The sequence below is a fragment of the Halalkaliarchaeum sp. AArc-CO genome (genome assembly GCF_024972735.1).
GTDB lineage: Archaea > Halobacteriota > Halobacteria > Halobacteriales > Haloferacaceae > Halalkaliarchaeum.
In genome coordinates this window covers 2,126,078-2,151,042 of the sequence record NZ_CP087723.1, presented here as the reverse complement: position 1 = coordinate 2,151,042, position 24,965 = coordinate 2,126,078, and the positions used below count along the sequence as shown (strand labels likewise).

21 protein-coding genes and 1 tRNA gene are annotated in these 24,965 nt (G+C 65.4%); 9 read left to right on the top strand and 13 right to left on the bottom strand.

Going from position 1 to position 24,965, the window contains the following annotated elements; all coding sequences use genetic code 11:
* Nucleotides 1–6 precede the first annotated feature (6 nt).
* Together AArcCO_RS11430 and AArcCO_RS11425 are read right to left on the bottom strand one after the other, a co-directional pair.
* Nucleotides 7–642 carry a uracil-DNA glycosylase family protein gene (locus tag AArcCO_RS11430; RefSeq protein WP_259533614.1) on the bottom strand — a complete coding sequence of 212 codons (636 nt, stop codon included), beginning with the start codon at nt 640–642 and terminating at the stop codon, nt 7–9.
* Nucleotides 639–1,121, bottom strand: coding sequence for a DUF5793 family protein (locus AArcCO_RS11425; RefSeq protein WP_259533613.1), 483 nt, complete (start codon nt 1,119–1,121; stop codon nt 639–641). The genes AArcCO_RS11430 and AArcCO_RS11425 overlap by 4 nt, the downstream gene beginning before the upstream one ends.
* 116 nt (nt 1,122–1,237) lie before the next feature.
* Between AArcCO_RS11425 and rocF the strand changes: the two genes are divergently transcribed.
* Nucleotides 1,238–2,143: an arginase gene (gene rocF, locus AArcCO_RS11420; RefSeq protein ID WP_259533612.1), complete on the top strand. Its 906-nt coding sequence runs from the start codon at nt 1,238–1,240 to the stop codon at nt 2,141–2,143.
* A gap of 129 nt (nt 2,144–2,272) precedes the next feature.
* Nucleotides 2,273–4,669 carry an APC family permease gene (locus tag AArcCO_RS11415; RefSeq protein WP_259533611.1) on the top strand — a complete coding sequence of 799 codons (2,397 nt, stop codon included), beginning with the start codon at nt 2,273–2,275 and terminating at the stop codon, nt 4,667–4,669.
* On the opposite strand, the gene gyrA is transcribed toward AArcCO_RS11415, so the two are convergent.
* The 6 genes from gyrA to AArcCO_RS11385 all read right to left on the bottom strand — a co-directional run bounded on the left by gyrA (nt 4,654) and on the right by AArcCO_RS11385 (nt 13,562).
* Nucleotides 4,654–7,224, bottom strand: coding sequence for a DNA gyrase subunit A (gene gyrA / locus AArcCO_RS11410; RefSeq protein WP_259533610.1), 2,571 nt, complete (start codon nt 7,222–7,224; stop codon nt 4,654–4,656). The two genes, AArcCO_RS11415 and gyrA, sit on opposite strands and share 16 nt — an antisense overlap.
* Nucleotides 7,224–9,140: a DNA topoisomerase (ATP-hydrolyzing) subunit B gene (gene gyrB / locus AArcCO_RS11405; RefSeq protein ID WP_259533609.1), complete on the bottom strand. Its 1,917-nt coding sequence runs from the start codon at nt 9,138–9,140 to the stop codon at nt 7,224–7,226. Before gyrB ends, gyrA begins: the two co-directional genes overlap by 1 nt.
* 115 nt (nt 9,141–9,255) lie before the next feature.
* Nucleotides 9,256–11,403 (bottom strand): heterodisulfide reductase-related iron-sulfur binding cluster, encoded by a 2,148-nt coding sequence (locus AArcCO_RS11400; protein WP_259533608.1) that lies wholly within the window; start codon nt 11,401–11,403, stop codon nt 9,256–9,258.
* An 82-nt stretch (nt 11,404–11,485) separates the two neighbouring features.
* Nucleotides 11,486–12,205: an energy-coupling factor transporter transmembrane component T family protein gene (locus AArcCO_RS11395; RefSeq protein ID WP_259533607.1), complete on the bottom strand. Its 720-nt coding sequence runs from the start codon at nt 12,203–12,205 to the stop codon at nt 11,486–11,488.
* 1 nt (nt 12,206) lies between these two features.
* Nucleotides 12,207–12,935 (bottom strand): energy-coupling factor ABC transporter ATP-binding protein, encoded by a 729-nt coding sequence (locus tag AArcCO_RS11390; protein ID WP_259533606.1) that lies wholly within the window; start codon nt 12,933–12,935, stop codon nt 12,207–12,209.
* Nucleotides 12,936–12,980: 45 nt separating this feature from the next.
* On the bottom strand, nt 12,981–13,562 hold the full coding sequence (locus AArcCO_RS11385; protein ID WP_259533605.1) for a biotin transporter BioY: 582 nt from the start codon (nt 13,560–13,562) through the stop codon (nt 12,981–12,983).
* 82 nt (nt 13,563–13,644) lie between these two features.
* On the opposite strand from AArcCO_RS11385, the gene AArcCO_RS11380 reads away from it, so the two are divergent.
* Nucleotides 13,645–14,247, top strand: coding sequence for a conditioned medium-induced protein 4 (locus tag AArcCO_RS11380; RefSeq protein WP_259533604.1), 603 nt, complete (start codon nt 13,645–13,647; stop codon nt 14,245–14,247).
* A 49-nt stretch (nt 14,248–14,296) separates the two neighbouring features.
* Nucleotides 14,297–15,592, top strand: coding sequence for a hypothetical protein (locus AArcCO_RS11375; RefSeq protein WP_259533603.1), 1,296 nt, complete (start codon nt 14,297–14,299; stop codon nt 15,590–15,592).
* A 38-nt stretch (nt 15,593–15,630) separates the two neighbouring features.
* Here AArcCO_RS11375 and AArcCO_RS11370 read toward each other — a convergent pair whose 3' ends face one another.
* The 4 genes from AArcCO_RS11370 to AArcCO_RS11355 all read right to left on the bottom strand — a co-directional run bounded on the left by AArcCO_RS11370 (nt 15,631) and on the right by AArcCO_RS11355 (nt 20,801).
* Entirely contained in the window at nt 15,631–17,208 is a 1,578-nt protein-coding gene (locus AArcCO_RS11370; RefSeq protein ID WP_259533602.1) for a tryptophan--tRNA ligase, read from the bottom strand.
* 13 nt (nt 17,209–17,221) lie between these two features.
* Nucleotides 17,222–18,328 (bottom strand): tRNA-intron lyase, encoded by a 1,107-nt coding sequence (endA, locus tag AArcCO_RS11365; RefSeq protein WP_259533600.1) that lies wholly within the window; start codon nt 18,326–18,328, stop codon nt 17,222–17,224.
* Nucleotides 18,329–18,410: 82 nt separating this feature from the next.
* The gene (locus tag AArcCO_RS11360) at nt 18,411–19,178 is read right to left on the bottom strand and encodes a topoisomerase DNA-binding C4 zinc finger domain-containing protein (RefSeq protein WP_259533599.1); all 768 of its coding nucleotides are present in this window, start codon (nt 19,176–19,178) and stop codon (nt 18,411–18,413) included.
* Between the two features lie 72 nt (nt 19,179–19,250).
* Entirely contained in the window at nt 19,251–20,801 is a 1,551-nt protein-coding gene (locus AArcCO_RS11355; protein ID WP_259533597.1) for a DUF790 family protein, read from the bottom strand.
* 120 nt (nt 20,802–20,921) lie between these two features.
* Between AArcCO_RS11355 and AArcCO_RS11350 the strand changes: the two genes are divergently transcribed.
* The 3 genes from AArcCO_RS11350 (at nt 20,922) to AArcCO_RS11340 (ending at nt 22,667) form a co-directional block, all read left to right on the top strand.
* The gene (locus tag AArcCO_RS11350; protein ID WP_259533596.1) at nt 20,922–21,425 is read left to right on the top strand and encodes a hypothetical protein; all 504 of its coding nucleotides are present in this window, start codon (nt 20,922–20,924) and stop codon (nt 21,423–21,425) included.
* A 92-nt stretch (nt 21,426–21,517) separates the two neighbouring features.
* On the top strand, nt 21,518–22,180 hold the full coding sequence (locus AArcCO_RS11345) for a CPBP family glutamic-type intramembrane protease (RefSeq protein WP_259533595.1): 663 nt from the start codon (nt 21,518–21,520) through the stop codon (nt 22,178–22,180).
* A 79-nt stretch (nt 22,181–22,259) separates the two neighbouring features.
* Nucleotides 22,260–22,667, top strand: coding sequence for a hypothetical protein (locus AArcCO_RS11340; protein WP_259533594.1), 408 nt, complete (start codon nt 22,260–22,262; stop codon nt 22,665–22,667).
* 25 nt (nt 22,668–22,692) lie between these two features.
* Here the strand turns inward: AArcCO_RS11340 and AArcCO_RS11335 are convergent, their stop codons facing one another.
* Complete coding sequence (locus tag AArcCO_RS11335; protein WP_259536429.1) at nt 22,693–24,075, bottom strand: DEAD/DEAH box helicase; 1,383 nt, start codon at nt 24,073–24,075, stop codon at nt 22,693–22,695.
* Between the two features lie 96 nt (nt 24,076–24,171).
* Between AArcCO_RS11335 and AArcCO_RS11330 the strand changes: the two genes are divergently transcribed.
* Both AArcCO_RS11330 and AArcCO_RS11325 read left to right on the top strand, forming a co-directional pair.
* Nucleotides 24,172–24,657 (top strand): GNAT family N-acetyltransferase, encoded by a 486-nt coding sequence (locus AArcCO_RS11330; RefSeq protein ID WP_259533593.1) that lies wholly within the window; start codon nt 24,172–24,174, stop codon nt 24,655–24,657.
* An 86-nt stretch (nt 24,658–24,743) separates the two neighbouring features.
* Nucleotides 24,744–24,817: transfer RNA gene (locus AArcCO_RS11325), tRNA-Thr, on the top strand.
* The last annotated feature ends 148 nt before the right edge of the window (nt 24,818–24,965 follow it).

Sequence of the window (24,965 nt, the reverse complement as noted above, 5' to 3'; positions counted from 1 at the left end):
CGGATGTCACCTGACGTAATACGGGTCTCCACCGGGAAGGAACCGGCCGAGATCGGACTCTCGCCTGTAGTCGGTTGCCTGCAGTACCACGAGCGCTTCGACGAGTCTGTCGGCGTCGTCGTCGCTCCAGTCTGTGGGGTCCTTGATCGGCACGACGAGGAAGCCGGAGCCGTGGAGCTCACTCGCGTGAAGCCGATCCATCTCCCGTGCGCGCTCCGGATCCCTCGCGGTGTAGGTTTCGAGCACGTGTTCGGTTGCGCGTTCGCCGACCGGAAGCAGTACGTGGGCGGCAATCGCCCGCAGTTCCGCGTCGAAGAACCGTTCCATGTCGGCGTAGGACTTCGGGGTCGGCGGTTCGACGTCGGGGACACAGCTGTGGAGATACGAGAAAAACGTCGACGCCACCCGGGGCCGTTCGGGATCATCGTCGACCAGGAGGCCGGCGTCGACGAGCGCCGCGAGGAACGATGCCGACCACGGGGCCCCAGTGAACGGAACACCCGTCTCGATGCCGCCGTGGACGCCGGGATGGTCACCGACGACGTGAAAGTCGGCGTTCGCGTCGCCGTACCCCGGAACGTAGCGATCGCACGGGGGAGTCATTCCGAACGGGTTTCGCCGCCTGTCCGTGACGTTCCTCACAGTTCGATCCCGGAGGGAATGAGGCTCTCGCGTCGAAGCAGGTTCCCGTCGGCGTCGTACACGAGGAACGTGCCCTTCTCGTACTCGACGAGTGGGTTCCCCTCGTAATCGATCTCGATGCGGTACTGGCCGTCCGAGCCGTCGGAACGCCCGTACTCGCGTGCGGCGCGGATGAACTGGAGTACATCCCCGGCCGTGGCGTTGAGTTCGAAGACGAAGTCGCCGGTGAGCCTGTTCGTCACGCTCACCACGCCCTCGGCGTCGGGGTCGTCCTCGTGGGGTTCGAGCAGCCGGAAGGAGACGTCGACGTTCTCGGCCTCGAGAAGCTCCCCGTCGTCCTCGTCGACGTCGGCGAGTTGACCTTCGAGCAGCTCTTCGGGCCCGTGGAAGTCGATCCGAACGAACGGCTTTTGCGGCTCGCCGCCCTTCCGGATCCAGTCGACGTTTCGGACGTCCAGTTCGAAGTAGTCACGCCGCATTTCCTGTCCGTCCGTTGGGAACGGGACGGTATGAACTTGACGCCCACACCGTCTCCGGCACGTCGATCCTGCGCCCGATCGGGAAGTTCAAGCGGCCGGAGAGTTCCACTCGAAGTATGAGAACCGTCCGGATCATCGGGGCGCCGACGGACTTCGGCGCAAACCGACGCGGCGTCGACATGGGACCGTCCGCCATCCGCTATGCCGGACTGGCCGAGGAGCTCGAGTCGGCAGGCAGTGACCCTCGGGACGGTGGCGACCTCTTCGTTCCCCGTGCAGAAGAGCGGGATCCGGACGCAGACGAACCCCCGGGCGGTCGCGCGAAGTTCCTCCGGGAGACGGCTGCGGTCTCCAGACAGCTGGGAAACGAGGTTGCACTCGCACTCTCCAACGGGGAGACGCCGCTCGTGCTCGGTGGCGACCACAGCGTCGCCATCGGATCGCTTTCGGGGACCGCACGCGAGGCGAACGTCGGCGCCGTCTGGTTTGACGCCCACGCCGACCTGAACACCCCGTCGACCTCGCCGTCGGGCAACGTCCACGGGATGCCGCTCGCGGCGGCGCTGGGGATCGACGAGTTCGCCGACACGGAGTGGGCGAACGCGCCGCGGCTCTCCCCCGAGAACATCGCCCTCGTCGGGCTCCGCAGCGTCGATCCCGCAGAGCAGGAACTGCTCCGCGAGCGCGGGTTCGCCGCCTACACGATGTCGGACATCGACGAGCACGGTATCACCGAAGTCGTCGAGGAGGCGCTGTCGATCGCGACCGACGGGGTCGACGGGCTCCACGTCAGCCTCGATCTCGACTGGCTGGATCCGAACGTCGCCCCCGGGGTCGGCACGCCCGTCCGGGGCGGGGTTACCTACCGGGAGGCTCACTCCGCGATGGAGATCGTCGCCGACACCGGGACGCTCCGATCGATGGAACTCGTCGAGGTGAATCCGACGCTCGACCAGCACAACGAAACCGCCGAACTGGCGACCGAACTCGCCGCCAGCGCGTTCGGGAAACGCGTGTTGTAATCCGGCTCCCCGGTGTGATCCTAACTCGTTTGGATCGGCGTCTAAACGCGGTGGGAGACAATTTCCTCGCGTGCGATCCGAACGGCTACACTCGAGTGGAACGTCTCGAACGCGACAGGTGAGGGGGCCGTGCCGACTGGGCTGAAGCGGGACCTCGGACTCCCGGCGACGACTGCGATCGCAATCGGGGCCATGGTCGGCTCCGGTATCTTCATACTTCCCGGCGTCGCCTTCGTCACGGTCGACGGTGGGCATCCCTCGGTCGTGATGGCGTTTCTCGTTTCAGGGGTGCTCGTACTGCCGGCGGCGCTCTCGGCCGCCGAGATGGCCACTGCGATGCCCGAGGACGGCGGCTCGTACGTGTACGTCGAACGCGGGATGGGACCGTTACTCGGGACGATCGCGGGCCTTGGAAACTGGTTCATGCTCTCGTTTAAAGGGGCGCTCGCGTTGATCGGCGGGATGCCGTATCTGGTGTTTCTGTTCCCCCGGCTCCGGGAGGTACAGGTTCCGGTGTTCGGCGATCCGATCGTTCCCTTCGCCCTGGTTCTCGCAGTCGGGTTCGTCGTGCTCAACGCGGTCAGTACGTCCAGCACAGGCCGGTTACAGTTCCTCATCGTCGGTCTCATGCTGGTTGTGATGGCGTGGTTCGTCGCCGGTGGATTCGGTGAGGTCCAGGGCGCACAGATCGACGGCGCCTTCGCGGTCGGCGAGTCCGGATTTCTCGCGGCAACCGCCCTCGTGTTCATCTCGTATGCCGGCGTGATCAAAATCGCTGCCGTCGCCGAGGAGGTGAAAGACCCCGGGAGAGTGATTCCTCGGGCGATGGTCGGCTCGCTCGTACTCACTACTGTCATCTACGTTGCGACCGTGTACGTCGCCATCGGGGTCGTCGACGTGGCGGAACTGTCCGCTGCGGAAGCGGCCGACGTCGAGGCGTACGCGAACGGGTTGCTCACCGAGGAGGGCGAAGGCCCGATCATGGCGATCGCTGCACGGGAGACGCTCGGCAGCGTCGGCGTGGTCGGGGTAACGATCGCCGCCCTGTTGGCGCTCGCGTCGACGGCCAATGCGGGGCTGTTGTCGGGCTCGCGGTTCCCGTTCGCGATGGCCCGGGACGACCTCGCGCCAGCAGCGTTCGAACGCGTCAGCGACCGGTTTCACACCCCCGTTCTCGCCGTCGGCGTGACCGGCGGGATGATCCTGTTTATGGTGGCGTTCCTCCCGATATCTGAGGTCGCCAAGTTCGGCAGCGCGTTCCAGATCCTCGTTTTCGTCCTCGTCAATCTCGCGCTCGTCGGCTTCCGCGAAGGGGCGATCGAGGAGTACGATCCCGAATTCACGTCGCCGCTATACCCCTGGATGCAGGTGTTCGGCATGGTCAGTGGTATCGTGGTTTTGACGCAGGTCGGAACGGTTCCGCTCGTCGGTGCTGCGGTCATCGTGGCGGTGGGTGTCGCGTACTACTTTCTGTATGCGCGGGGGACGATCGACCGCGAAGGGGCCGTCAGGGCGGGTGTACGGGAGAGTCTCGGTGTCTCCGCGGTCGATCGGACCCGCAGGCTGTTTCAAAACGACGCCGAGTACGACGTCCTGGTTGCGATCACCGACCGGACGCCCGAAGACACACAGCGGAACATGCTCCGGATCTCGGCGGATCTGGGACGGTTGCGGACGACGGTAGTCTCCCTCGTGAAGTTCTTCGACGTTCCACGTCGGGTATTTGACGAGGATCATCCGGAGGTTCACGCTGCCGACGTTCCCGACTGGTTCCCGACTGACTCGGGGGACACGGCGGAATGGTTCCCGGAGAACGGCACTGTCCGACCGGCAACTCGACCGTCCGGTGGACAATCCGGAACCGTTCGCGGATCCGCTGGGAGGAACGGACCGACGATCGAGTACCGGGAGATCGACAGCAGGGATCACGAGCGTGCCATGATCGACGTGGCGGCGTACGGAAGGTACGACCTGCTGGTCGTGGAACGCCGCCGGGAGGAGTTGCATCGTCGGCTCTTCGGCAGCGAGACGGACGAGATCCTCGCGAACGCGCCGTGTGACGTGTTGCTCGTCGAAGATCGGGGGTTCGACGGGATCGACGAGGTTGCCGTGGTGACGACTCGTGGACCGTACGACCCGTTGAAACTCCTCATCGCGGACGCGATCGGCGAGGAAACCGGCGCTGAGATCAACCTCCTTCAGGCGATTCCGGAGAACCCGCCGGAGACGCAGCGCCGAACTGTGGCGAACTACCACGACGAATTGATCTCCCTGTGTACCGTTCCTACGCGATCGACGGTCGTCGAAAGCGAGGACGGGATTTCCGGGCTCGTTCGGTTCGTCGGGACCGCGGATCTGCTGGTGACCGGCGTCGACCGCGGCGGCTTTCGTGGGCGGGTTCTCGGCCGGCCGGGAGATCTGCTGGTCGATTCGGTCGACTGCACAGCGGTAATGGTCCAGACCCACGAGGACACCGACACCAGAGGTCCTGTCGGTCGGTTCCTGATGGATTACCTGTTCGATTGATCCGTGTCCGGTTCTTCACCGTCCCCGTCGGTGGTCGTCTCATCCTCATCGGTGGTCGTCTCATCCTCATCGGTGGTCGTCTCATCCTCATCGGTGGCTGGCGCCTCCTCCAGCCGCTGGGCCGGGACGACCTCCATGCAGGCAACTGCATCGCCCGGCTCGACTTCCATGACAGTCACGCCCATCGTGTTTCGACCGACGATCGAGAGGTCCTCCACCCGGGTGCGCATGATCTGCCCACCGCGGCTCATCGTCACCAGGTGATCTCCCGGGCCGACCGTCGCGATCCCGACGACTTCGCCGTTGCGTTCGTTCGTCTTGATGTCGATCAGGCCCTTGCCGTTGCGCGACTGCACGCGGTAGGCGCCGACGTCGCTCCGCTTGCCGTAGCCGTTTTCCGTCACTGTCAGTACCCAGCTGTGTCTGTCGGGATCTACCGCCGCAATCCCGGCAACCCGATCGTCGCCCTCCAGCCGGATCCCGCGCACGCCCCGGGCGCTGCGACCCATCGGACGAACCTCCTCCTCGTCGAACCTGATCGACATCCCTCCGCGGGTGCCGATCACGAGGTCGGTCTCGCCGTCGGTCACCTCGACGTCGATCAGTTCGTCGCCCTCCTCGAGCCGTATCGCGCGGATCCCCGTCGAGAGGATGTGCCCGAACTCGCTCGCGCAGGTCCGTTTCACGTAGCCGTCCCGGGTCACCATCGTCAGGTACTGCTCGTCGGAGAGCGCTTCTGTGTTCACCACCGCAGTGATCTCCTCGCCGTCCTCGAGGTCCAGCAGGTTCACTGCCGACTTGCCCCGGGCGGTTCTCGACATCTCCGGTATCTGGTAGGTCTTGAGCTCGTAGATCTGGCCGTGTGTCGTAAACACCAACAGGAGATCGTGAGTGTTCGCGACGAACACCGAGGAGACGCTGTCGCCTTCCTTCAGTTCCGTGCCGATGATCCCCTTTCCACCGCGGTTTTGCGCCCGGAAGGTGGAAAGCGACATCCGCTTTATATAGTCGTCCTCCGACATCGTGACGACCATCTCGGCTTCCGGGATGAGGTCCTCGTGGGTGACGGTGCCGTCGTCCTCGACGAAGGTGGTGCGGCGCTCGTCGTCGTATTCTGCCTTGATCTCCCGGAGCTCGTCCTCGATAACCCCGAGTAGTTCGGACTCGTTTTCGAGAATCTCGTTCAGGCGTTCGATCCGGGCCTGGATGTCCTCGTACTCTCGTTCGATCTCTTCGGACTCCATCGAGGTGAGCGAGCCGAGCTGCATCGCGACGATGTGCTCGACCTGGGGCTGGGAGAAGCCGTACTCCTCTCGCAGCGCCGACTTGGCCGCGTCGCGATCCGATGCGTTCCGAATGAGCTCGACGACGTCGTCGACGTTCTCGAGTGCCCGCAGCCGCCCTTCGAGGATGTGTGCACGGTCCTGGGCTTCCTCGAGTTCGTGTTGCGAGCGCCGCCGGACCACCTCCCTGCGGTGATCGAGATACTCCGCGAGCGTCTCCTTGAGCGTCAGCACCCGCGGCGCGCCGTCGACCAGCGCGAGGTTGATCACGCCGAACGTGCGCTCGAGATGGTTGTCGAGCAGCTGGTTTTTCACCACGTCCGGCATCGCGCTCTGCTTGAGTTCGATCACGATCCGGATACCGTCCCGATCCGACTCGTCGCGGAGATCCCGGATCCCAGGGATCGTCCCCTCGTTTACGTCGTCGGCGATCCGTTCGACCAGCCGGGACTTGTTCTGCTGGAAGGGGAGTTCCGTGATGACGATCCGTCCCTTTTCCTCGTCGACCTCGAACTCGGCGCGCACCCGGATCTTCCCGCGGCCGGTCTTGTACGCCTTGTAAACCCCATTGCGGCCGACGATGTTCGCCCCGGTCGGGAAGTCCGGTCCCGGAACGTGTTCCATCAGGTCCTCGACCGTACAGTCGGGGTTGTCGATCAGGTGGATCGTCGCGTCGATCACCTCGCCGAGGTTGTGCGGCGGAACGTTCGTCGACATCCCCACGGCGATGCCCGACGAGCCGTTGACCAGCAGGTTCGGGAACGCCGCCGGCAGCACTTCGGGCTCCTCGAGCCGGTCGTCGTAGTTCGGAGCGAAGTCGACGGTGTCCCTGTCGATATCCGCGAGCAGTTCCTCGGCGATCGGGGCCATCCGGGCCTCGGTGTACCGCATCGCCGCCGGCGGATCGCCGTCGACCGAGCCGAAGTTCCCCTGACCGTCCACCAGCGGATACCGCATCGAGAAGTCCTGGGCCATCCGGGCGAGCGTGTCGTAGATCGCGGTGTCGCCGTGCGGGTGGTAATCACCCATCGTTTCGCCGACGACCGAAGAGGACTTCCGGTGGCTCGCCCGGCTGGTCACGCCCGCCTCGTGCATCGCATACAGGATGCGCCGGTGGACGGGCTTGAGACCGTCGCGGACGTCCGGCAGCGCCCGGCCCGCGATCACCGACATCGCGTAATCGATGTAGGACTGCTCCATCTCGTCTTCGATGCGGGCGACCTGTACCTCTGCGGCGTGATCGTCGTCGGGATCGGGTATCTCTGAACTCATCAGATGTCCACCCACTCTGCGTCCTTCGCGTGTTCCTTGATGAACTGTTTTCGCGGTTCGACGGCGTCACCCATCAGCACGCTGAACGTGCGATCGGCGGCCGCCGCGTCCTCGATCGCGATCCGTTTCAGGATGCGGTTTTCCGGGTCCATCGTCGTTTCCCACAGCTGGTCGGGGTTCATTTCCCCGAGTCCCTTGAACCGCTGCACCTGGTCGGGAGCGCCGCCACACTCCTCTTCGACGATCCGGTCGCGCTCGGCTTCGGTCATCGCGTCGTAGGTGTCCCCGCCCTTCCGGATCCGGTACAGCGGGGGCTGGGCCGCGTACACGTATCCGGCCTCGAGCAGCGGCTTCATGTGCCGGTAGAGGAACGTCAAAAGCAGCGTCCGGATGTGGGCGCCGTCGACGTCGGCGTCGACCAAAAGGATGATCTTCTCGTAGCGGGCCTCCTCGATGTCGAACTCCTCGCCGATTCCCGTGCCGATCGCGGTGATCAGCGCTCGGATCTCGTCGTTCTCGAGGATCCGATCGAGGCGGTGCTTTTCGACGTTGAGAATCTTCCCTTTGAGTGGCAAAATCGCCTGGAAGCGCCTGTCTCTGCCCTGTTTGGCGCTTCCTCCGGCGCTGTCTCCCTCCACCACGAACAGCTCCGCTTCGCCCGGGTCGCGAGTCTGACAGTCCGCGAGCTTCCCCGGCAGCGCCGTCGTCTCCAGGGCCGACTTCCGGCGCGTGAGCTCTTCGGCCTTCTTTGCGGCCTGCCGTGCCCGGGCAGCCTCTGCTGCCTTCGAGACCACCGCGCGAGCGATGTCGGGATTCTCCTCGAAGTACGTGCTCAGATGTTCGTGCATCGCCGACTCAACGATCCCACGGACCTCGCTGTTTCCGAGTTTCGTCTTCGTTTGCCCCTCGAACTGCGGGTCGGGATGTTTCACCGAGATGATCGCCGTGAGCCCCTCGCGGACGTCCTCGCCCTTGAGGTTACCGTCGATGTCGCCGATGAGGTCGTGTTCGTTCGCGTAGTCGTTCACGACGCGCGTGAGCGCCGTCTTGAACCCGGTGAGGTGGGTCCCACCTTCCCTGGTGTTGATGTTGTTCGCGAACGCGTGTAGCGACCCCTGCAACTCCTCTGTCGCCTGCATCGCCACCTCGACGTGGACGCCCTGCTCCTCCTCACTGAAGAAGATCACTTCCTCGTGGAGCGGCGACCGCGTCTCGTTGAGATAGCGGACGAACTCCCTGATTCCGCCCTCGTATTCGAATATCTGTCTCTCGTCGGTTTCCTCCTCGGCGAGCGTGATCTCGACGCCCGGGTTCAGGAAGGCGAGTTCCCGGAGGCGAGAGGAGAGCGTGTCGAAAGAGAAGTCGACGGTTTCGAATATCTCGTCGTCGGGCCAAAAGCGGATGTACGTCCCGGTCTCCTCGTCGTCCTCCAGCGGGCGAACCCGTTCGAAGGCGCCCTCGACGGGTTCGCCGTGGTCGAACCGGTGGCGCCACAGGTAGCCGTCGCGTTTCACTTCCGCCTCGAGCCGTTGAGAAAGCGCGTTGACGACGGAAACGCCGACCCCGTGGAGCCCTCCGGACACCTGGTAGGATTTGCTATCGAACTTTCCGCCGGCGTGCAGCACCGTCATGATTACTTCCAGCGCCGGCCTGTCGTACTCCTCGTGTGGATCGACCGGGATCCCCCGCCCGTCGTCGCTGACGCTCACGGAGTGGTCATCGTGTATCGTCACCTCGATAGTGTCGCAGTACCCCGCGAGTGCCTCGTCGATGGCGTTGTCGACGACCTCGTAGACGAGATGGTGGAGCCCACGGCCGTCCGTGGACCCGATGTACATCGCCGGGCGTTTCCGTACGGCCTGGAGACCCTCGAGGACCTGGATCTGCCCGGCCCCGTATTCAGTATCCTCTGACATAGAACTATGTACGGCTTTACTCGGCATCCGACTTAAAGGCCTCGCACGCGCGCGTATGAAAAAAGAAAGATCGACGGTTTTTATCGGGTGAAAAACGCAGGTAATAAAGGGCCGCTCAGGCGGCCGCCGCTTCGCCGGTATCGAGGGTGCCGTTCGCCTCGAGCGCCTCGATCAACAGCTCGGCGACGTCGACGACCTCGATGTCGTCCTCGAAGCCGCCCGTCTTGCGGCCGTCCTCGTACATGGTGGTACACATCGGACAGGCGACGACGAACTTCTCGACGGACTCGCCCGCCGCGGTGTCCTCGAGCGCCTCACGGAGTCGCTCCTCGCTGGGTTTCGTCTCCTCCTCGATGTCGAGCCAGAGACCGCCCCCGCCCCCGCCACAGCAGTAGGAGTCGTTCCGGTTGCGCGGCATCTCGTGGAGGTCGGCGCCGGTCGCACGGATGAGTTCGCGGGGCGCCTCGTACTCGTCGTTCATCCGGCCGAGGTGGCACGGATCGTGATAGGTGACGGTGTAGTCCAGTTCGGCCCCCGAGAGGTCGAGTCGGCCGTCGGCGACGAGCTCTTCGGCCACCTGCGTCCAGTGGAGCACGTCGACGGCGCCGTCTGCGTTCCACTGTTCGTCGTACTCGAAGGGCATCACCGGGTCGTCGGCGAAGGCGGCGAAGTCGACCTCGGGATACTCGTTTTTCATCGTGTTGTACGCGTGGGGGTCGGTACAGACGATCTTCTCGAAGTCACACTCCTCGAACGTCTCGACGTGATGGCCCGCGAGTTCGAGGTAGAGGAACTCCTCGCCCACCCGGCGGATGTCGTTACCGTCGAACTTCTCGTCGTCGAACAGGATGCCGAATTCCACGTCGGCGGCCTCGAAGATCCGGGCCAGCGCCCGGGCGACCTTCTTGTTCCGGTCGTCGAAGCTCGGGTAGTCGCCGACGTACCAGAGGTACTCGACGGATTCCTCGCGGGCGTCCTCGAGGTCGAACTCCAGTTCGTCGGCCCAGTCGGCACGCGCGCTCTGCTGGTTGCCGAACGTGTTGCCCCGCTGCATCACGTTGCCGAACACGTCCTGCATGCTCGGGTCGACCATTCCCTCGTCGGTGATCTGCCGGTTCATCCGCGTGAACGACGAGAGATGCTCGATCTCGACGGGACAGGCGTCCATACACGCCATACACGCCATACACGACTCCATCGTCTCCGGCTGAATGACGCCGCCGTCGGCGACGATCGGCACCTCCTCGCCGCCGTTGTCGCCGTCGAGCGACTCTCGATAGGTTTTCAGATCGAGGATAACATCGCGGGGATCAAGCGGTCGTCCGGAGGCGTTCGCCGGACACACCGACGAACACCGGCCACATTTCGTACACGCGTCCTGATCGAGCAGCTCCTTCCAGGTGAAGTCGTCGATCGATTCGGCGTTGGTCTCCTCGAGGTCGGCCGGCACGTTCGGCAGGCGCGCGCCAGCCTTCTCGTCTTTGGCGACGACGTTCGCGAACGACGACAGGATGTGCAGCGGTTTGCCGTACGGGATCCACGCGATAAACGCCAGCGCCACGATCGCGTGGGTCCACCAGGTCCACCAGTAGGCGGTCGCCGCCATCTCGGGAGTGACCCCCGCGGCGATCATCGCCTGTGCCATCCCGTAGCCGACGAAGCTGACGAGCTCGTTTGCGCGCTGGGGCTGGCCGATGATCGAAAGCGCCTGCGCGAGGAAGCCGCCCACGCCCAGGAAGAACAGCGACCACACCAGGAAGTCGTCGTCGAGATCCGTGTGTTTTCCCCATACGCGGCCGTCACGGTTCCTGTAGCGCCGCCAGATGGCCATCCCCAGCCCGACGACGAACAGCAGACCGAACAGGTCGACGACGAACTGATACGAGAGGTAGAAGTCGCCGACCCAGAAGGACTCCCCGAGAAGCAGCTGCCATGCGTACTCGTCGAACGCCAATATCGACGTCGCGATGAGCAGTACCAAGAACCCCCACAGGATGAACGTGTGCATTATCCCGGCGTAGACGTCCCGGTCGAACAGTTTCTCGTTCGATCCGACGATCTTCGCCGCGTCCATCACGCGCGCCCCGAGGTCATCGAGTCGGGGAATCGGATCCTCCGATCCTTTCGTGTATCGGGTGACTCGCTCGTAGGCGCCGTACAGGAAGACCAGGATCGCGACCGCGGCGAGGAAGTAAAAGATCGCCTTGCCGGTCGGACTGATCGTCCAGTACGTCTCGCGGGTCGCCGCCTGTAGAACTGTCATATATTCTCACGTGGCCACGCACAGGTTAAATCTTGCCAAGAGCTTGTTCACCCGTTTAAGTAACTCCGCTCGGTTCGGCCGGTTAACGCAGTATTTTGTCCGTCAAAACGAGCAGAATCGTCACGACGGATCCCAGCGTCACCAGGTAATCGACCGGCGAGAACGACAGCGGCGGAAGCGTCGGGTTCCAGGAGAAACACCGCGCCCGGAGTGCGAGTGCAAGCCGATCCGCCCTCGCAAGCGCTCGTGAGACGCCACCGACGGCGAGCAGCCCGATCCGGTCCCGGAGCGATCGGTTCTCGCCGAGGCGCGCGCGCATTGCCCGGCGCACGGCCAGCAGCTCCCGGCGCAACGGCGGCAGGGACCGGGCCGTAACGGCGACGCCGACCCCGAGCAACTGTCCCGGGCGGCCGGGGACGGTCCGCTGGATCGCCGCCCGCGACTCCCGGATCGACGTCGACCGGACGTACGCCGCGCTCACGAGCAACACGAGCAGGACCCGGTAGGACGCCAGGCCGGTGACAGCGGCGTCGCCCGGCGAGAACCACGGCGGGCCGACGGTGACGCCGGCGATGATCGGTGCCAGTACGAGAAACGGGAGTGCGAACCGGAAGCCGTACAGCGCGGCGATCGGGCCAGTCCCGGCGAGGAAAAGCGCCGCGAGCGCAACGACCGTCAGAACCGCCAACCCCTCGGGTGTTGTGTAGGCGTACGCGACGGCGACCACCGCGAACTGGACGACGAGTTTCGTCCGGGGGTCGAGCCGGTGTGCGACCGTGTCGTCGGGGCGATACTGGAGCACGCTACTCGCGCCCGTGAATCGGGACGCCGAGTGCAACCAGTCGGTCCTCGACCGCTGGATCGGGGGCCGCGTCCCCGCTCACGTCCGCCTCCAGTGCGATCTCGCCGTCGGCGAGCGCGAGGACACGATCGGCACGTTCGATCACGGTCCCGACGTCGTGGGTCACGACGACGATCCCGGTTCCGTCACCGTGAAGCGTCCGGAGTCGATTGCGGACCGCCTCCCGCGTCGGCGCGTCGAGCCCTGCGAACGGCTCGTCGAGAACGAGGTGTGACGGCTCCATCGCGAGCGCCCCCGCGATCGCGACCCTGGCGCGTTCGCCGCCGGACAGCGAGTCGATCCGTTCGGCTTCTCGACCCTCCATTCGCACGGCTGCAAGCGCCGACTCTACGCGTTTGCGGATCTCCTTCCGCGAGAGGCCGAGGTTCTCCGGCCCGAACGCCACGTCGTCGCCGACGGTTGCAGCGACGAAACAGTCGCGGGGATCCTGAAACACCATGCCGACGGCCGTCCGGGCGGCCACGGGGTTCGAGCTGACCTCCTGGCCGTCGACACACACCTCCCCTTCGTCGGGCGTGACGAGGCCGTTGAACGTCCGCACGAGGCTCGTCTTCCCGGAGCCGTTCGCCCCGACCAGCGCGAGGAACTCGCCGTCGGGGATCTGGAGGGTAACGTCGTCGACGGCGACGACGTCTCCGTACTGCACCGTGACGTTACGGACCTGGATCATCTTGAATCAGTCCGACACCACGTCGTCGATGGTCGGGCCATCGGTTCACACTGCGGCGAGGCGATCCGAGTGCACGATTCCGACGGCGGCGGCGATCTTCGCGACCTCGAACGGGACGAAAGCGGCCGCCCCCAGGAGGAACGCCTCGAGGAGAGTGAGTCCGAGGACGGCCGCCATCACGACCGTCCCGACCCCGTAGATGACGGCGACACCGACCACCATCGCGCCGACGAGGAGGCCAACACTTGCCTCCTTCGGGGGGCGCAGTTCGGTTCCGCGGTGGACGATCGCGCCGACGACGGCGGCCGCGATCGGGTACGACCACAGGTATCCGGCGGTCTCCCCGACGAGAACGCCGAGGCCCGCGGTGCCGCCGGCGAACACCGGCGCGCCCAGCGCGCCGGCCGCCAGATACAGCACCATCGAAAACCCGCCCCACGCCGGTCCCAGCAGGATCCCGGCGAGGAACACCCCGAGCACCTGCAGGGTCACCGGAGCCGGCGAGAACGGCGTCGGGATCGCCACGTACGCGAACGCGCCGACCAGCGCGGCGAACAGCCCGGCCCTGGCGAGGTTCGTGACGGTTCCTTCCTCGACGAGTTCGACCGATTCGGCCCTCGTTGCCATGGATGGCCGTTTTTCGGGACGCGCTTGAACCCTGTGGTTCGAACAGCAACCTTTTATATGCTCGACACGTTCCTTCCCAGCCATGGACGAAAAGACCGAGGAGTTACGGGAGATCTTCATCGACGCCACCGGCTCCGAATCGGTGACGGAGGGCCAGGTGGAGTCGCCCGGATCGCTGACCGACGGGGACGAGGGGGCAGTCCTCGATCGGGTGGCGGAACTCGTCGGGACGATGCGGGAACGATACGAGTTCGACTCCTCGTTGTGCGACCGGGAGCTCGTCGACGTCGTTCGGTGTCACTTCGACGGCGCCGACGACGACGCCATCGCCGACCACCTCGGCGTGGATCGGGAGGGGGTGTTCCGTGCCCGGATGGATCTTCATCTGGTCGCCGACGGGGACCGGGACGCGCCGTTCGAACTGGAGACGCTCAAGCGGCTCCACGCCGACGGGGTCTCGATGGCGGAACGCGTCGAGACGCTGGACGCCGACGAGGAAACGGTGCGGCGATATTCGGCGGTCGTCGACGCCGAACTGGAATCCACCCGGGCGAACGACCGCTTCCGCGACGAGTTCCGGGAGCTTTTGACCGACGCGGACATCGAGGGACCGCTCGCCCAGGACGCCCACGAGGACGGCCTGGAGGAGGCGACCGAAGACATCGAGACCGACGTTTCCTTTTGAACCGGCAGTACATTTACTGTGCCAGCATTCGAACGAGTCGCCGGCAGCTATGGCCCTCCACAGACGACGCGTCCTCGCTGCGACGGGAGCCGCGGGCGCCGGCATCCTCGGCCTCGGCTACTGGCAACGGCGCCGGATCCGACGATACCCGTCGGTGCTCGACCTCCGTGAGGTCACCGGAAGCGAGGTTCCACGGATCGAAGACGACCAGATCATCACCTCGACGCTGCTCGATGCGTCGTACGACCGGGCAGTCGAGCGGTTCGAGGAGATAGAACCCCGTCTCGACCCGCCGTACGATCGGTACTCCGAGGAATTCATCGAGAACCTTCGGGCGCGATTGAGTGACAGGGCGCCCGAAACTGTGACTATCTGGTCCCGCGGCGTCCCCGCGATGCACTACGCCCGTCGGCAGGCGCTTTTCACGTACCGACGGGTCCGGTCGCGTCTGGTGGGGATACTCGCACACGAAGCCCCCGACGAACTGCCCTTCGAGCCGTTCGCCGAGCGTGCGTCGGCCCTGGAAGAACGGATCGAATCCGTCTCGGTTCCCTACCGGGGGGCGAGCTTCGGGGAGGCGATCGTTGCCGGTTCGACGATCGAGTCGGCACTCGGCGAGGCCACCAGCGCGCTCGAGAACGCACGCGAGGAAGACGAACGCAGAGATCGGTGGAGACAGCTCGAACGCGCCACAGCCGCGGTCGAAGACGCCGAGTCCCTCGTCGAAACCCGCTCTGGGGAGAATCATCGTCCGGAGTTTTCGGCGGCCGCCGAACGTCTCGTGGACGAATACGAGCACCACCGCGAGGCGGCCCCCGCTCGCCACGAGGCCCCCGAGATCGACGGGGCAAACTCGACGTTCGCCATGCGGGGGATCGGGGCGTTGCAACGGCCCATGCGCAACCTCGGCGGGACCCCCGAAATCGCGAGTCGCCTGTTCGATGACGGCGATCACGGACGGGCCGCCCACACCCACGTGCTGTTGCTCCCGACAATACCGCTGTACGAGGCGTTTTCCGACGTTCCGAATCCCGTCTGGTGGGAGGAAATCGACTACGAACACGGTGCGGATCCTGACGACCTTCGCGCACGGAAGCGCGCTGCGATCGACACCGTCGAACCGTACCTCGATCGCGACGATCCGCTCGTGGGACATCTCGCTGCCGTCCCGCTCGGCGTCGTGCGGGCAACCGACAGTCGGGTGGAACGCCTGACGGAAGACGCCCACGCGGTCGACGACTCCGAGTGGGCGATGCAACTCGACCTCGCGCTGCTTTTATACGAAAGCGCACGCCGATACGCCGAGGCGATCGACGAGGTGATCGACGTCGTGGACGATCTATAGTCCGGCGTCGGCTGCCGGAAACTCCGTTAGAACACCCCTCAGTGCTCGTCGCCGGGCACGCCGCGCCGTTCGGCGTCGAGTTCGATATCGAGGTCCTCGAGGATCGCTTCGGCCTCCTCGCGTTTCTCCTGGTGATCCGCGAGGAACTCCCGCATGAGTTGTGCGGCCTGTTCCTTGCAGCCGCCACAGAGGCGTTCGCCGCCGACACACTCGTCGTACACCGCGGTGGCAAACTCGTCGTCGTCGCCGGCCAGTAGATAGGCGTACAGTTCGTACACCGGACAGTCGTCGGCCTCGCCGCCGAGCTCGCGCTGTAGTTCTGCGGTCTCCCGGCCGCCTGTGGTCGCCGCCTTCACCTTCTCGTATCCGTCCTCGGGGTCGTCCAGAAGCGAGATGTGACTCGCGGGCACCGAGGAGGACATCTTCCCGCCCGTGAGGCCGGTCATGAACCGGTGATAGATCGACGAGGGGAGCATGAACCCGTACCCACCGTGGTCGATCTCGATCTCGCGGGCCAGCTCCTCGGCAGTTTTTCGGGACAGTTCGAAGCTGTCGACGTGTTCGTCGAAGACGCGCTTTTCGCCGTCCACCGCTTCGATCAGCGCCTCGAAGGCCTCGTCGGTGGCGTTGCGGTCGAGGAACCGAACCCGGGGTCGAAGAGGCTCTTTCCCGGCGGCCCGGAGCTTCCCGACCAGCGACTCTCGAACCGGGGATGGGTCGGCCGACTCTTCGAGCCAGTCGGCGGCGTCTTCACACCGCGGTGGCCCCCCGTCCTCGTGGTCCAGGGAGCCCTCTTCCGACAGCGCCTCGTACGCCCGAGAGAGCAGCTTACGTTCGTCCGAATCGACCTCGAAACTCGCGAACGCCTCGGTGATCCCGAAGTAGCGCAACCGCGCGGCCAGATCGCGGGCGAACCGGACGTGCGGATCCTGATCCGGGCCGACCGGGATCACGGTCGGCTTCGGTTCCTCCAGTTGCGGGTAGAGGATGTCGGCCATCTGGGTGACGACGCTTTGCATGTGTGAGACGCTGGTGTCGCCCTCGAACCCGTAGATCGCCTGAAACTCCGAGAAATTGGCCTTCGAGCCGAGTTCGAAGGCGAGATCCTGGACGTCCTGGTTGTCCGCCTGCCGGTAGAGTTCTCCCTCCTCGGGATCGAAACCCAGCGCGATCAACGACAGCAGGTAGTTGCGAGCGTGTTCGTCGATCTCCTCCCACGGGATCCCCCGCGCGGAGTGGGCCTCCAGATCCGCGATGAGGCCGTAGGTGTCCCCGCCCTGCTCCTGGTGCCAGATCAGCTCGTCGAACACCAGCTTGTGGCCGATGTGTGGATCACCCGTCGGCATGAAGCCCGACAACGCTGCGAACGGCTCGTCGTTCGCCATCGCCCGGGCGACCCGATCGTACTCCCGGTGGCCGAAGATGACGCCCCGGCGCATCAGGTAGTGGGGGTTCGGAACCCCCGACAGAACGTCCTCGAACTCCTCGATGCCGAACTCCTCGAACAGCTTCCGGTAATCGGAGACGGTCGAGGAGCCCCACGGGTCCAGCGCCAGGTCGTCCGCGCCGGCTGCCGTGTCGCTGCCTCCGTCCGTGGCTTCGTTCTCGTCGGTCATGGTTGGGCTCCGGTCATGGCGTGAGTCGAGCTACCGAACGGTACTCGACTGTACTCCCGTCGGTCAACGCAAAAACCATTCGCTTGCGAACGCCGCCCGCCAGCCGGACGTCCAGCGACAGTTCGCGGGGATCGAAGACGTGATCCGGGGACAACACCCGCACGAGCGTTTCCGAGTGTGGGAGTTCCTCGACGGATTCTACGTTCGCGTACGTGCGGAAATCGGCGCCGAATTTGAAGCCAGTCTTCGGAACGATCCCCGCGTCTCTGAGTTGCCGGTACACCCGGAGCCGGCGATCGAACCGCTCGCCTTCGACGGCGCGCCCCCGCTCGACGATCGACGCGAGGGCCGGAACGTCGTCCCCCGAGCTGTCCCCACCGATCACGGACGAAAGCGACAGCACCCCCTCGGCTGCGAGGGAGGCCGCCTCGACCAGCGAAAGCTGGAGCGCGTCCTCGACGGGCCCGGTTCTCCCGGAGAGGGGCTGGCCGTAAAACCCCCGCTCGTACAGTGAGTCGGGGGCGTCCCAGACGACGACCCGATCCTCGAGCAGCACTCCATCGACTGACGCAGGGGGGTCGTGCGTCGTCGATCCGTCCATCGCCGGCGCCCCGGTCTCGAAGTAGGTGAGGTCGCTCTCCTCGTCGACGATCGCGAGTACGCCGGACAGCTCGGCCGCCGGAAGCCGCTCACGCTCGCCGACGACGCGAACGCGGTACGCCACTGATCCGTCCGGCGGTCCCTCACCCCGATCGTAGACGGCGAAGTCCACCCGTCCCGGGGCATCGGGATCGACCGCCCGCTCGCCGGGCCAGCCCTCCCGCACCGGCGAGAGGTAAAACCCGCGCTCCCGGAGGTCCGCATACACCAGAAACCGGAGCGCGAACCGGTCGCCGGCCGCGGCGGCGTCGACGAAGAACTCCTCGAACGTCATCGACCGTCCGTCGACCGTCACTTCGTCGAGATCACCCCGGAACAGCAGGTGTGCCGCCTCGACCCGGGAGAGGGCGATTTCGTTCCCTCCGAGCGGTCGGCCGTAGCCCCTGGCGTCGTAGAAGCGCTGTCGCGCGTCGCCGCCGACGCGGACCTCCTCGCCGCGCAGGGTCCCTTCGATGTGCATACGGGATCCCTGGCCGGCGGCCGCTTATGATCACCGGTTCGATCGGGCACGCCGGCAGAGCGTCGGCGTCGCGATCGGTGGCTCACTCGAGATAGCTGTCGCAGGTGCCGTCGAGACAGCGCCGTCCGGTCGCGGTCTCGAAGACCGGCAGCCCGCAGTCGCACAGGCCGACGACGACGCCGGCGGGGATCGAGAAGGCGGTCTCGCAGTCGGGATAGCCCTCACAGCCGAAGAATGGGCGGCCGTCCGTGACCCGGATCCGGAGATCGCTCCCGCAGTCGGGACAGTCGAACGCGCGATCGTATCGCTCCCGAATTCGGTCGTTGAGCGACTCGCAGGTGTAATCGAGACACACCTCGAACGTCTCGCCCCGGTCCACGCGGATCTGCGGGAGCCCGCAGTCGTCACACTGACGGTCCAGTACGGTCGCCCCTGCCGGCAGCCCGTAGCGTTCCCCGCAGTCGACGCAGGCGACGTCGCCACCTGTTCTCGCGAGCGTTCCCTCACAGTCGGTTGCGACACACTCGCCCACCGGAACTCCCGCCTCACCGATCGGGAACGTTCGGACTGTCCCCTCGCCGTGTGACTCGACGGTGAGCCGCTGGTCGCCGGTTTGTGCCGTGATCGTAAACCCGCCGTGGGCCGTGTCCGTTCCGTCGCAGGTAGTCTCCACGGACGCCTCGTCGGGTCGGGTGAGCCACGCCACCGGTTGGTAGCCGTCCGCGTCGTGAACGAGCACGGTGTCGTCCGGTTTGACCAGCACGACGACGTAGCCGTGCTGCGTTCTCGACCGGGTACCCTCGAAGGTGGTCGTACACGCTCCCGCGAACAGTCTGAGTTCGCTGGCCATGGACCGGTGTCCTCCCGTCTTCGGGTTTCAACGCCCGGGTGGTTGTAGCAATCTCGGACCCGACCCGCCGGATCACTCCTCGCGCCGGCGGAGCCGGCCGCCCCCGAGGCCCTCCCACTCGATCCGATACCCCAGTGCAGACAGGACCGCACTCGCGTCAGACAGCCCCCGAGATTCGATCACCGCCTCGACCGCCGAAAGTGACATTCCCGGTTCGAGTTCGTCGTCGATCTCTTCGAGCACGTCCGGTCGCACCAGTGTCCGACCCACGAGTCGGTGGTCCGGGAACGCGTTGTCTTCGACCGCCGCGACGCTCACGCCGTAGTCGGCCGCTAGATCGGCGAGGGAAACGACCGCGGCGTCGGGGACGATCTCCTCGGGGATCCGTTCGATCTCCCGCGCGATCAGGTCGGTTTCGTACTCCCGGAGGGTGTCGACGACGTCTTTCACGCGGACGGTTCCCGAATAGGGGATCACCCGGTGATCCCTGGCGGCCACCTCCGCCGTTGCGTCCCCGGTTTCGGTCCGCTGTTCGGTGGACGATTCCGGATCCAGTCCGAGCGACTCGTCGACCGCGACGACCAGTTCGACCTCCTCGACGGCCGCGAGCTGGTCGAGTTTCTTGTCGACGTACGACGGCGTCCAGAAGCCCATCACCTCGAAGAACACCCGAAACGGGGCGTGATCGTAGTCGAACGCGAAGTCGGGGATCATCACGCTCGTTTCGACCTCCAGGGGTTCCGGTTCTCGGCGAAGCGTCCACGGGCGGTCCAACGCCTCGAACCGAGCGGCGAAGTCGGCCTCGACGCCGCTGTCGTAGGTCGGCTCCGCGATCGGCTCCCCGGTCGGGGGCAGGACGTCGCCGGTTTCCAGCGTCAGTTCCCGTTCGGTTCCCCTGTCGTCGATCGTCGCCGACAGCCGCCACTCCGGGGCGCCCGCGATCGTCGAGAGCAGCCTGGCGAACGCCGTCCCGTACCGGCGGGTCCGGCCGAACAGCGCGTCGGGACCCGTAACGATCAGTTCCCGACCGCCGTCGGTCCGGCGGAGTTCGTACAACAGGCCGAGCCGCTTGACCGCGGAGACGAGCTCCCGCGGTTCGGTGCTCCGGATCCGCACCTCCGTCGCGTCGAACAGCGCGGTTTGAGCCAGCGAGAGATTGTATCGGTCGAGCAGCTCGTCGGGTCCCCACGGACTCTCGAAGGACGCGAGGTACTGGTTCGGCTCCCGATCGGCGTATAGCGACTGCTCGACGTCGTCGGGAGCGACGCCGAGCCGGTCGGCGGCTGCCGCCAGCGCCCGGTCCCGTTCGTCTTCGGAGGCCACCCCGACGGCCTCGGCGCGTTCGAACGCCACCCTGCGGGTGCGTTCGGGCGGGATCGGCGCGCGCGTCTCGAAGACGGCCTCACGGTCCAGCAGTGCGGCGAACCCCCGCACGAGCTTGAAGTCGTCGGCGTCGCGTTCGAGCGATTCGATTGCTGCGTCCAGCTGCTCCCGGCGCTTTCCGACGTGGCCCTGGTAGGTGCCGATCACGCGTGCGGCGAGCGGTCGCGCCTCCTGATCCACGAACTGCGGGTGATAGCCGCCGCCGGCCCGTGAGACGCGGAGCAGCTCCTTGCGAAGCACGGACCGGGATTGGGGGCGTTCGGATAAATATGGTGGCAGTCGCGGCACCGACCCCGATCGATCGGACGTCGGACCGGCGAGGCCGGAGCGTTTTCATACCGGAAGCCGAAACGGATCCGTATGCGTCGGCGTCGACTCCTCGGCGCGAGTGTCACACTCCTCGCCGGAGCGTTCGCGGGTTGTATCGGGGACGAGCGGTCGCCCTCGGGACCCCGTTCGCCACCCGAAACCCCCCGGGACGGTCAACTCGAGGAGGACGCTGATTCGCAAGCCTACGACCCGGAAACCGACGACGAGGTCGACCCGCCCGAAGACACGGACGACGGGGAAGACTCCCCGGAACCCACCGATCCTCCGGGGGATCTCCGGGTCGAGTCACTCGACTTCGGAGAGAACGAGGAGGGAATGCTCGTTGTGACTGTCGTCGTCGAGAACGTCTCCGACGCCGAGCGCTCGGGTGACTTGCGCGTGGAGGTGACCGCCGACGATGAGGTGTTCGTGGTGACTCGGGGGGTGACGGTCGAGGCCGGTGGTTCCGACAGCTACGAATTGCAGCCCGGAATCGAGTTCGGCCGGTTCGCCGTAGAAGGCATCGTCGACGCGTCGGTAACGACCGACGAGTGACGACCGGCGACCAAAACCGGCGAATGGGAGGAGACGATTGTGGGTCGACGGTAGATCGACCCTTGCGGATGGGCACAGACGCGAAAGCACACATGCCGAGACAGGACACTACGCCCGACCGTCAGTACTGGTCGCTTGCGGTACTCGCCAGCGTGCCGGTCGTCGCCCTCGCGTGGACACTGTGGTCGACCGGGTCGTTCGGGGAGCGCATCCTCCGTGATGCGATCGTTTACGGGGCACTCTCGATCGGCCTGGCGGCAAGCTACGACGGAAGCCTCCGCGAGGAACTCGGCTGGACGGTCGATCGGGAAACGGCGGTCGCTGCAGCCGGGCTTACCCTGTTCGTGCTGCCGTTTTACGTTGTTGGGGCGTCGTTACCGGCGGTCCGGAACGCCTATCCGATGTGGGGGGCGACCCTGGAGTTTCCGGGGTATCTCGGCCACGTGCTCGGGTTACTCGTGCTCACCGCCGTCACCGAGACGTATTTCCGGGGACTGCTGTGTGTGGGGCTCCGGCATCTCGGTCCTGCATGTATCGTCGTCCATGTTCCGGTGTACGTGCTCGTCCACGTCCCCCGACCGACGATCGAGATGGCTCTGTCGGCGGGCGTGGGTCTGCTGTTCGGCTGGGTGGCCTACAGAACCAGATCGATTCTCCCGGTCGTGGTCGCCCACTTTGTGGGGCTGATCGTGCTGGACGTGATGGTGTCGGTACCGCCGGTGTTCCCGAACGCCAGCGCGTATCTACCGATCTGATCCGTCTCGCCCTCCCGATAGCGAAAAACACCGTTTGAGTCTTCAGGAAACATTTATTCGCACCCCAGTAGCGACTGATATGAACCGCCGAACCGTGCTCGCAACGATCGGCGCCGCCGGCTGGACGATTCTCGCTGGCTGTCTGGATACCGGGCAGAACGGCGCGGTCGAGCCCGCAGACGTCGAGGGACGAGTGATCGACTGTGAAATCGACCACGTCGAGACCGAACTGATCGACGGTCCCGATCTGACGATCGACGACCCGCTCGAACCGACTGTCGTCGATTCAGCCGCACGCGAGGACGGAGCGTATTTCGAACTCGAAACCGCTTTCGGCGCAACGAGAACCCAGGAGGAGGGGCCGGACGAACACGTCGATTTCCTCGTCGTGGCACAGTATCTCGTCGACGAAGAGGACACGGTGTACCGAACTGAAGGGTTCGACCCCGACGACGACCCGCGGGACGGCGTCATTCTCGACTGTTGAAGCAGCGTTGGTTCTCCCGACAATCTCACCGCCGCCGACTTGCAACCCGTTCCTCGGCCGTTTCGTCGCTCACGACCTCGTACAAAAGGGCCCGGCCGCCGCCGTCCTTCGGCCGGAGGATTCGTCCCAGTCGCTGGGTGAACTCGCGTTCGCTGCCCGACCCCGACAGCACGACAGCGACGTTCGCGTCCGGAACGTCGACCCCCTCGTCGAGCACGTTTGCGGTCACGACTCGCGAGTAGCGACCGTCCCTGAATCGTTCGAGGATCTGCCTGCGTTCCGACGTCCCGGTTTCGCTCGTGATCGCCGGCAGGAGGAACCGACGCGAGAGCCGGTACACCAGTTCGGTGTGGGCGGTGAAGACGATGATCCGGTCCTCGCGGTGCCGCTCGAGGATCCGTGCGAGCGCGTCCACTTTCGCGTCTGCATTCATCATCACGTTCCGTGCCCGTTGTTTGGCCAACAGCGCCTCCCGTGCCCGGGGGTCGTTGCCGGAACGCAACACCAGCTTCTGATAGTCACTGCCGCTACGTAACTGGAGGTTCGACGACCGAAGATAGTCGACGAACGTTTCCTGAGCCGCTTCGTACGCCTCCCGCTCCTCGGGAGTGAGTTCGACCTCGATCCGTTTGATGTCGTACGCGGCCAGGTGCTCGCCCGCGAGGTCGTCGACGTCGAGCCGATACACCCGATCCCCGACCAGTTCGGCGATCGCCTCGTGGGCGCCGTCCGGTCGCTCGAACGTCGCCGTCAACCCCAGACGGGACGGCGCAGCGAGCAGTCGGGCGATGTCGCGGTACCCCTCGCCCCCGAGGTGGTGCACCTCGTCGAAGACGACGAACTCGAAGGCGTCGCCGACGTCGTCGGCCCGTAGATACGCGGAGTCGTACGTCGAGACGGTGATCGCCTCCCGTCGCTGTTCGCCGCCGCCGAACCGACCGATCGGAACCGAAAACTCCCGGTTGAGTTCCCGCTCCCACTGATTCAGCAGGTCGATCGTGGGGACGACCACGAGCGTCGGGCGCCGGACCGACGCGATCGCGGCGATCGCGATCACGGTCTTCCCGCTGCCGGTCGGGAGTTCGATCACGCCGCATCGGCCGGCCTCCTCCCAGGCGTCGAGTGCGTCGACCTGGTACTCCCGGAGGCGGTAGTCCGTCGCGAGCTCGAGCCTGCGTTCGTCTCGATCGTCGAACACTCGATCCTCGTACGACAGACCGCGCTCTTCGATGGCGTCTCGGAGGGCGGCGTAACTGGAGGCCGGCGCCCGGTACCCGCCAGATCGTGGATCCGGTTCGACGCCGGGGAGGGATTCGAGATCGGACAGTAATTCGCTGTCGGATGAGCGATCACTTACCCCGTCGGCGAGGTGGATCGTTCCGTCCCGGAATCGGAGTTCGATCGCCACGCCGCCTCCAACGCCCGCCGTAAATAAAGTCTCGTCGACGCCGTCGACCGCTTTCCGCCGCCCATCCTTATTACTCGCCTCGCCCAATTCGACATCGTGCACGTCCAACCCGCCACCTTGTCCGAGGTGGATCTGCTCGCAGACTGGTGGGTCGAACTCGCCGCCGAGCAGCGGGCGTACGACTCTCACCTGTTTTCGGAGGCGAACCGCGATTTGATCCGAGAAGCGATCGGTCGGGGAGTCGTCTCCGGCACCATTTTGGTTGCGCGTCCGGGAGCCGATGCAACTCCAGCCGAGGACCACGAAGAGCCACTCGGGTTCGTCATGTTTTCGATGGAGACAGGTCGATATCGGCAGGACGTGACCCGCGGCATCGTCGACAACCTCTACGTTCGTCCAGAGGCCCGAAATCAGGGCGTCGGATCACGGCTACTCGAAGCCGCCGAACGGACGCTCCGCGAGGCCGGGGCCGAGGCGGTGTCGCTCGACGCCATGGCCGAAAACGAGGGCGCACGCCGGTTTTACCGGCGGCACGGCTACAGTCCACACCGGATCGAGTTCGAAAAGCGATTCGAGGAGTGACCGGTCGAGCGCTGGGTGTTAGCCCGGTGGCGAAAAACGACAGAGACTCAAAGGAGGACACAGTAGAAACGCCTGCACCGCGACGCGCCAGGGGAGCATGGGTGGTTCATGCACTCGACTTGTAATCGAGACTTCCGGGGTTCAAATCCCTGCCCTGGCTCTGCTGATCGAGCGAAGCGAGATCGAAGAGCCTTCTCGAAGGGATTTGAATGAGGCGAGTCGATCCTTCGAACGGCCGAGCCAGTCCGTGAGTCAAGCCGCCTTTTGAGTAACACGAACCGTTAACCGTCGACCGAATGAGTACCACA

What these genes read in the sequence shown, in the direction of transcription:
- AArcCO_RS11425 (WP_259533613.1), bottom strand. Translation starts at nt 1,121, where the DNA reads ATGCGGCGTGACTACTTCGAACTGGACGTCCGAAACGTCGACTGGATC.
- rocF (WP_259533612.1), top strand. Translation starts at nt 1,238, where the DNA reads ATGAGAACCGTCCGGATCATCGGGGCGCCGACGGACTTCGGCGCAAAC.
- gyrA (WP_259533610.1), bottom strand. Translation starts at nt 7,224, where the DNA reads ATGAGTTCAGAGATACCCGATCCCGACGACGATCACGCCGCAGAGGTA.
- gyrB (WP_259533609.1), bottom strand. Translation starts at nt 9,140, where the DNA reads ATGTCAGAGGATACTGAATACGGGGCCGGGCAGATCCAGGTCCTCGAG.
- AArcCO_RS11400 (WP_259533608.1), bottom strand. Translation starts at nt 11,403, where the DNA reads ATGACAGTTCTACAGGCGGCGACCCGCGAGACGTACTGGACGATCAGT.
- AArcCO_RS11390 (WP_259533606.1), bottom strand. Translation starts at nt 12,935, where the DNA reads ATGATCCAGGTCCGTAACGTCACGGTGCAGTACGGAGACGTCGTCGCC.
- AArcCO_RS11385 (WP_259533605.1), bottom strand. Translation starts at nt 13,562, where the DNA reads ATGGCAACGAGGGCCGAATCGGTCGAACTCGTCGAGGAAGGAACCGTC.
- AArcCO_RS11380 (WP_259533604.1), top strand. Translation starts at nt 13,645, where the DNA reads ATGGACGAAAAGACCGAGGAGTTACGGGAGATCTTCATCGACGCCACC.
- AArcCO_RS11375 (WP_259533603.1), top strand. Translation starts at nt 14,297, where the DNA reads ATGGCCCTCCACAGACGACGCGTCCTCGCTGCGACGGGAGCCGCGGGC.
- AArcCO_RS11370 (WP_259533602.1), bottom strand. Translation starts at nt 17,208, where the DNA reads ATGACCGACGAGAACGAAGCCACGGACGGAGGCAGCGACACGGCAGCC.
- endA (WP_259533600.1), bottom strand. Translation starts at nt 18,328, where the DNA reads ATGCACATCGAAGGGACCCTGCGCGGCGAGGAGGTCCGCGTCGGCGGC.
- AArcCO_RS11360 (WP_259533599.1), bottom strand. Translation starts at nt 19,178, where the DNA reads ATGGCCAGCGAACTCAGACTGTTCGCGGGAGCGTGTACGACCACCTTC.
- AArcCO_RS11350 (WP_259533596.1), top strand. Translation starts at nt 20,922, where the DNA reads ATGCGTCGGCGTCGACTCCTCGGCGCGAGTGTCACACTCCTCGCCGGA.
- AArcCO_RS11345 (WP_259533595.1), top strand. Translation starts at nt 21,518, where the DNA reads ATGCCGAGACAGGACACTACGCCCGACCGTCAGTACTGGTCGCTTGCG.
- AArcCO_RS11340 (WP_259533594.1), top strand. Translation starts at nt 22,260, where the DNA reads ATGAACCGCCGAACCGTGCTCGCAACGATCGGCGCCGCCGGCTGGACG.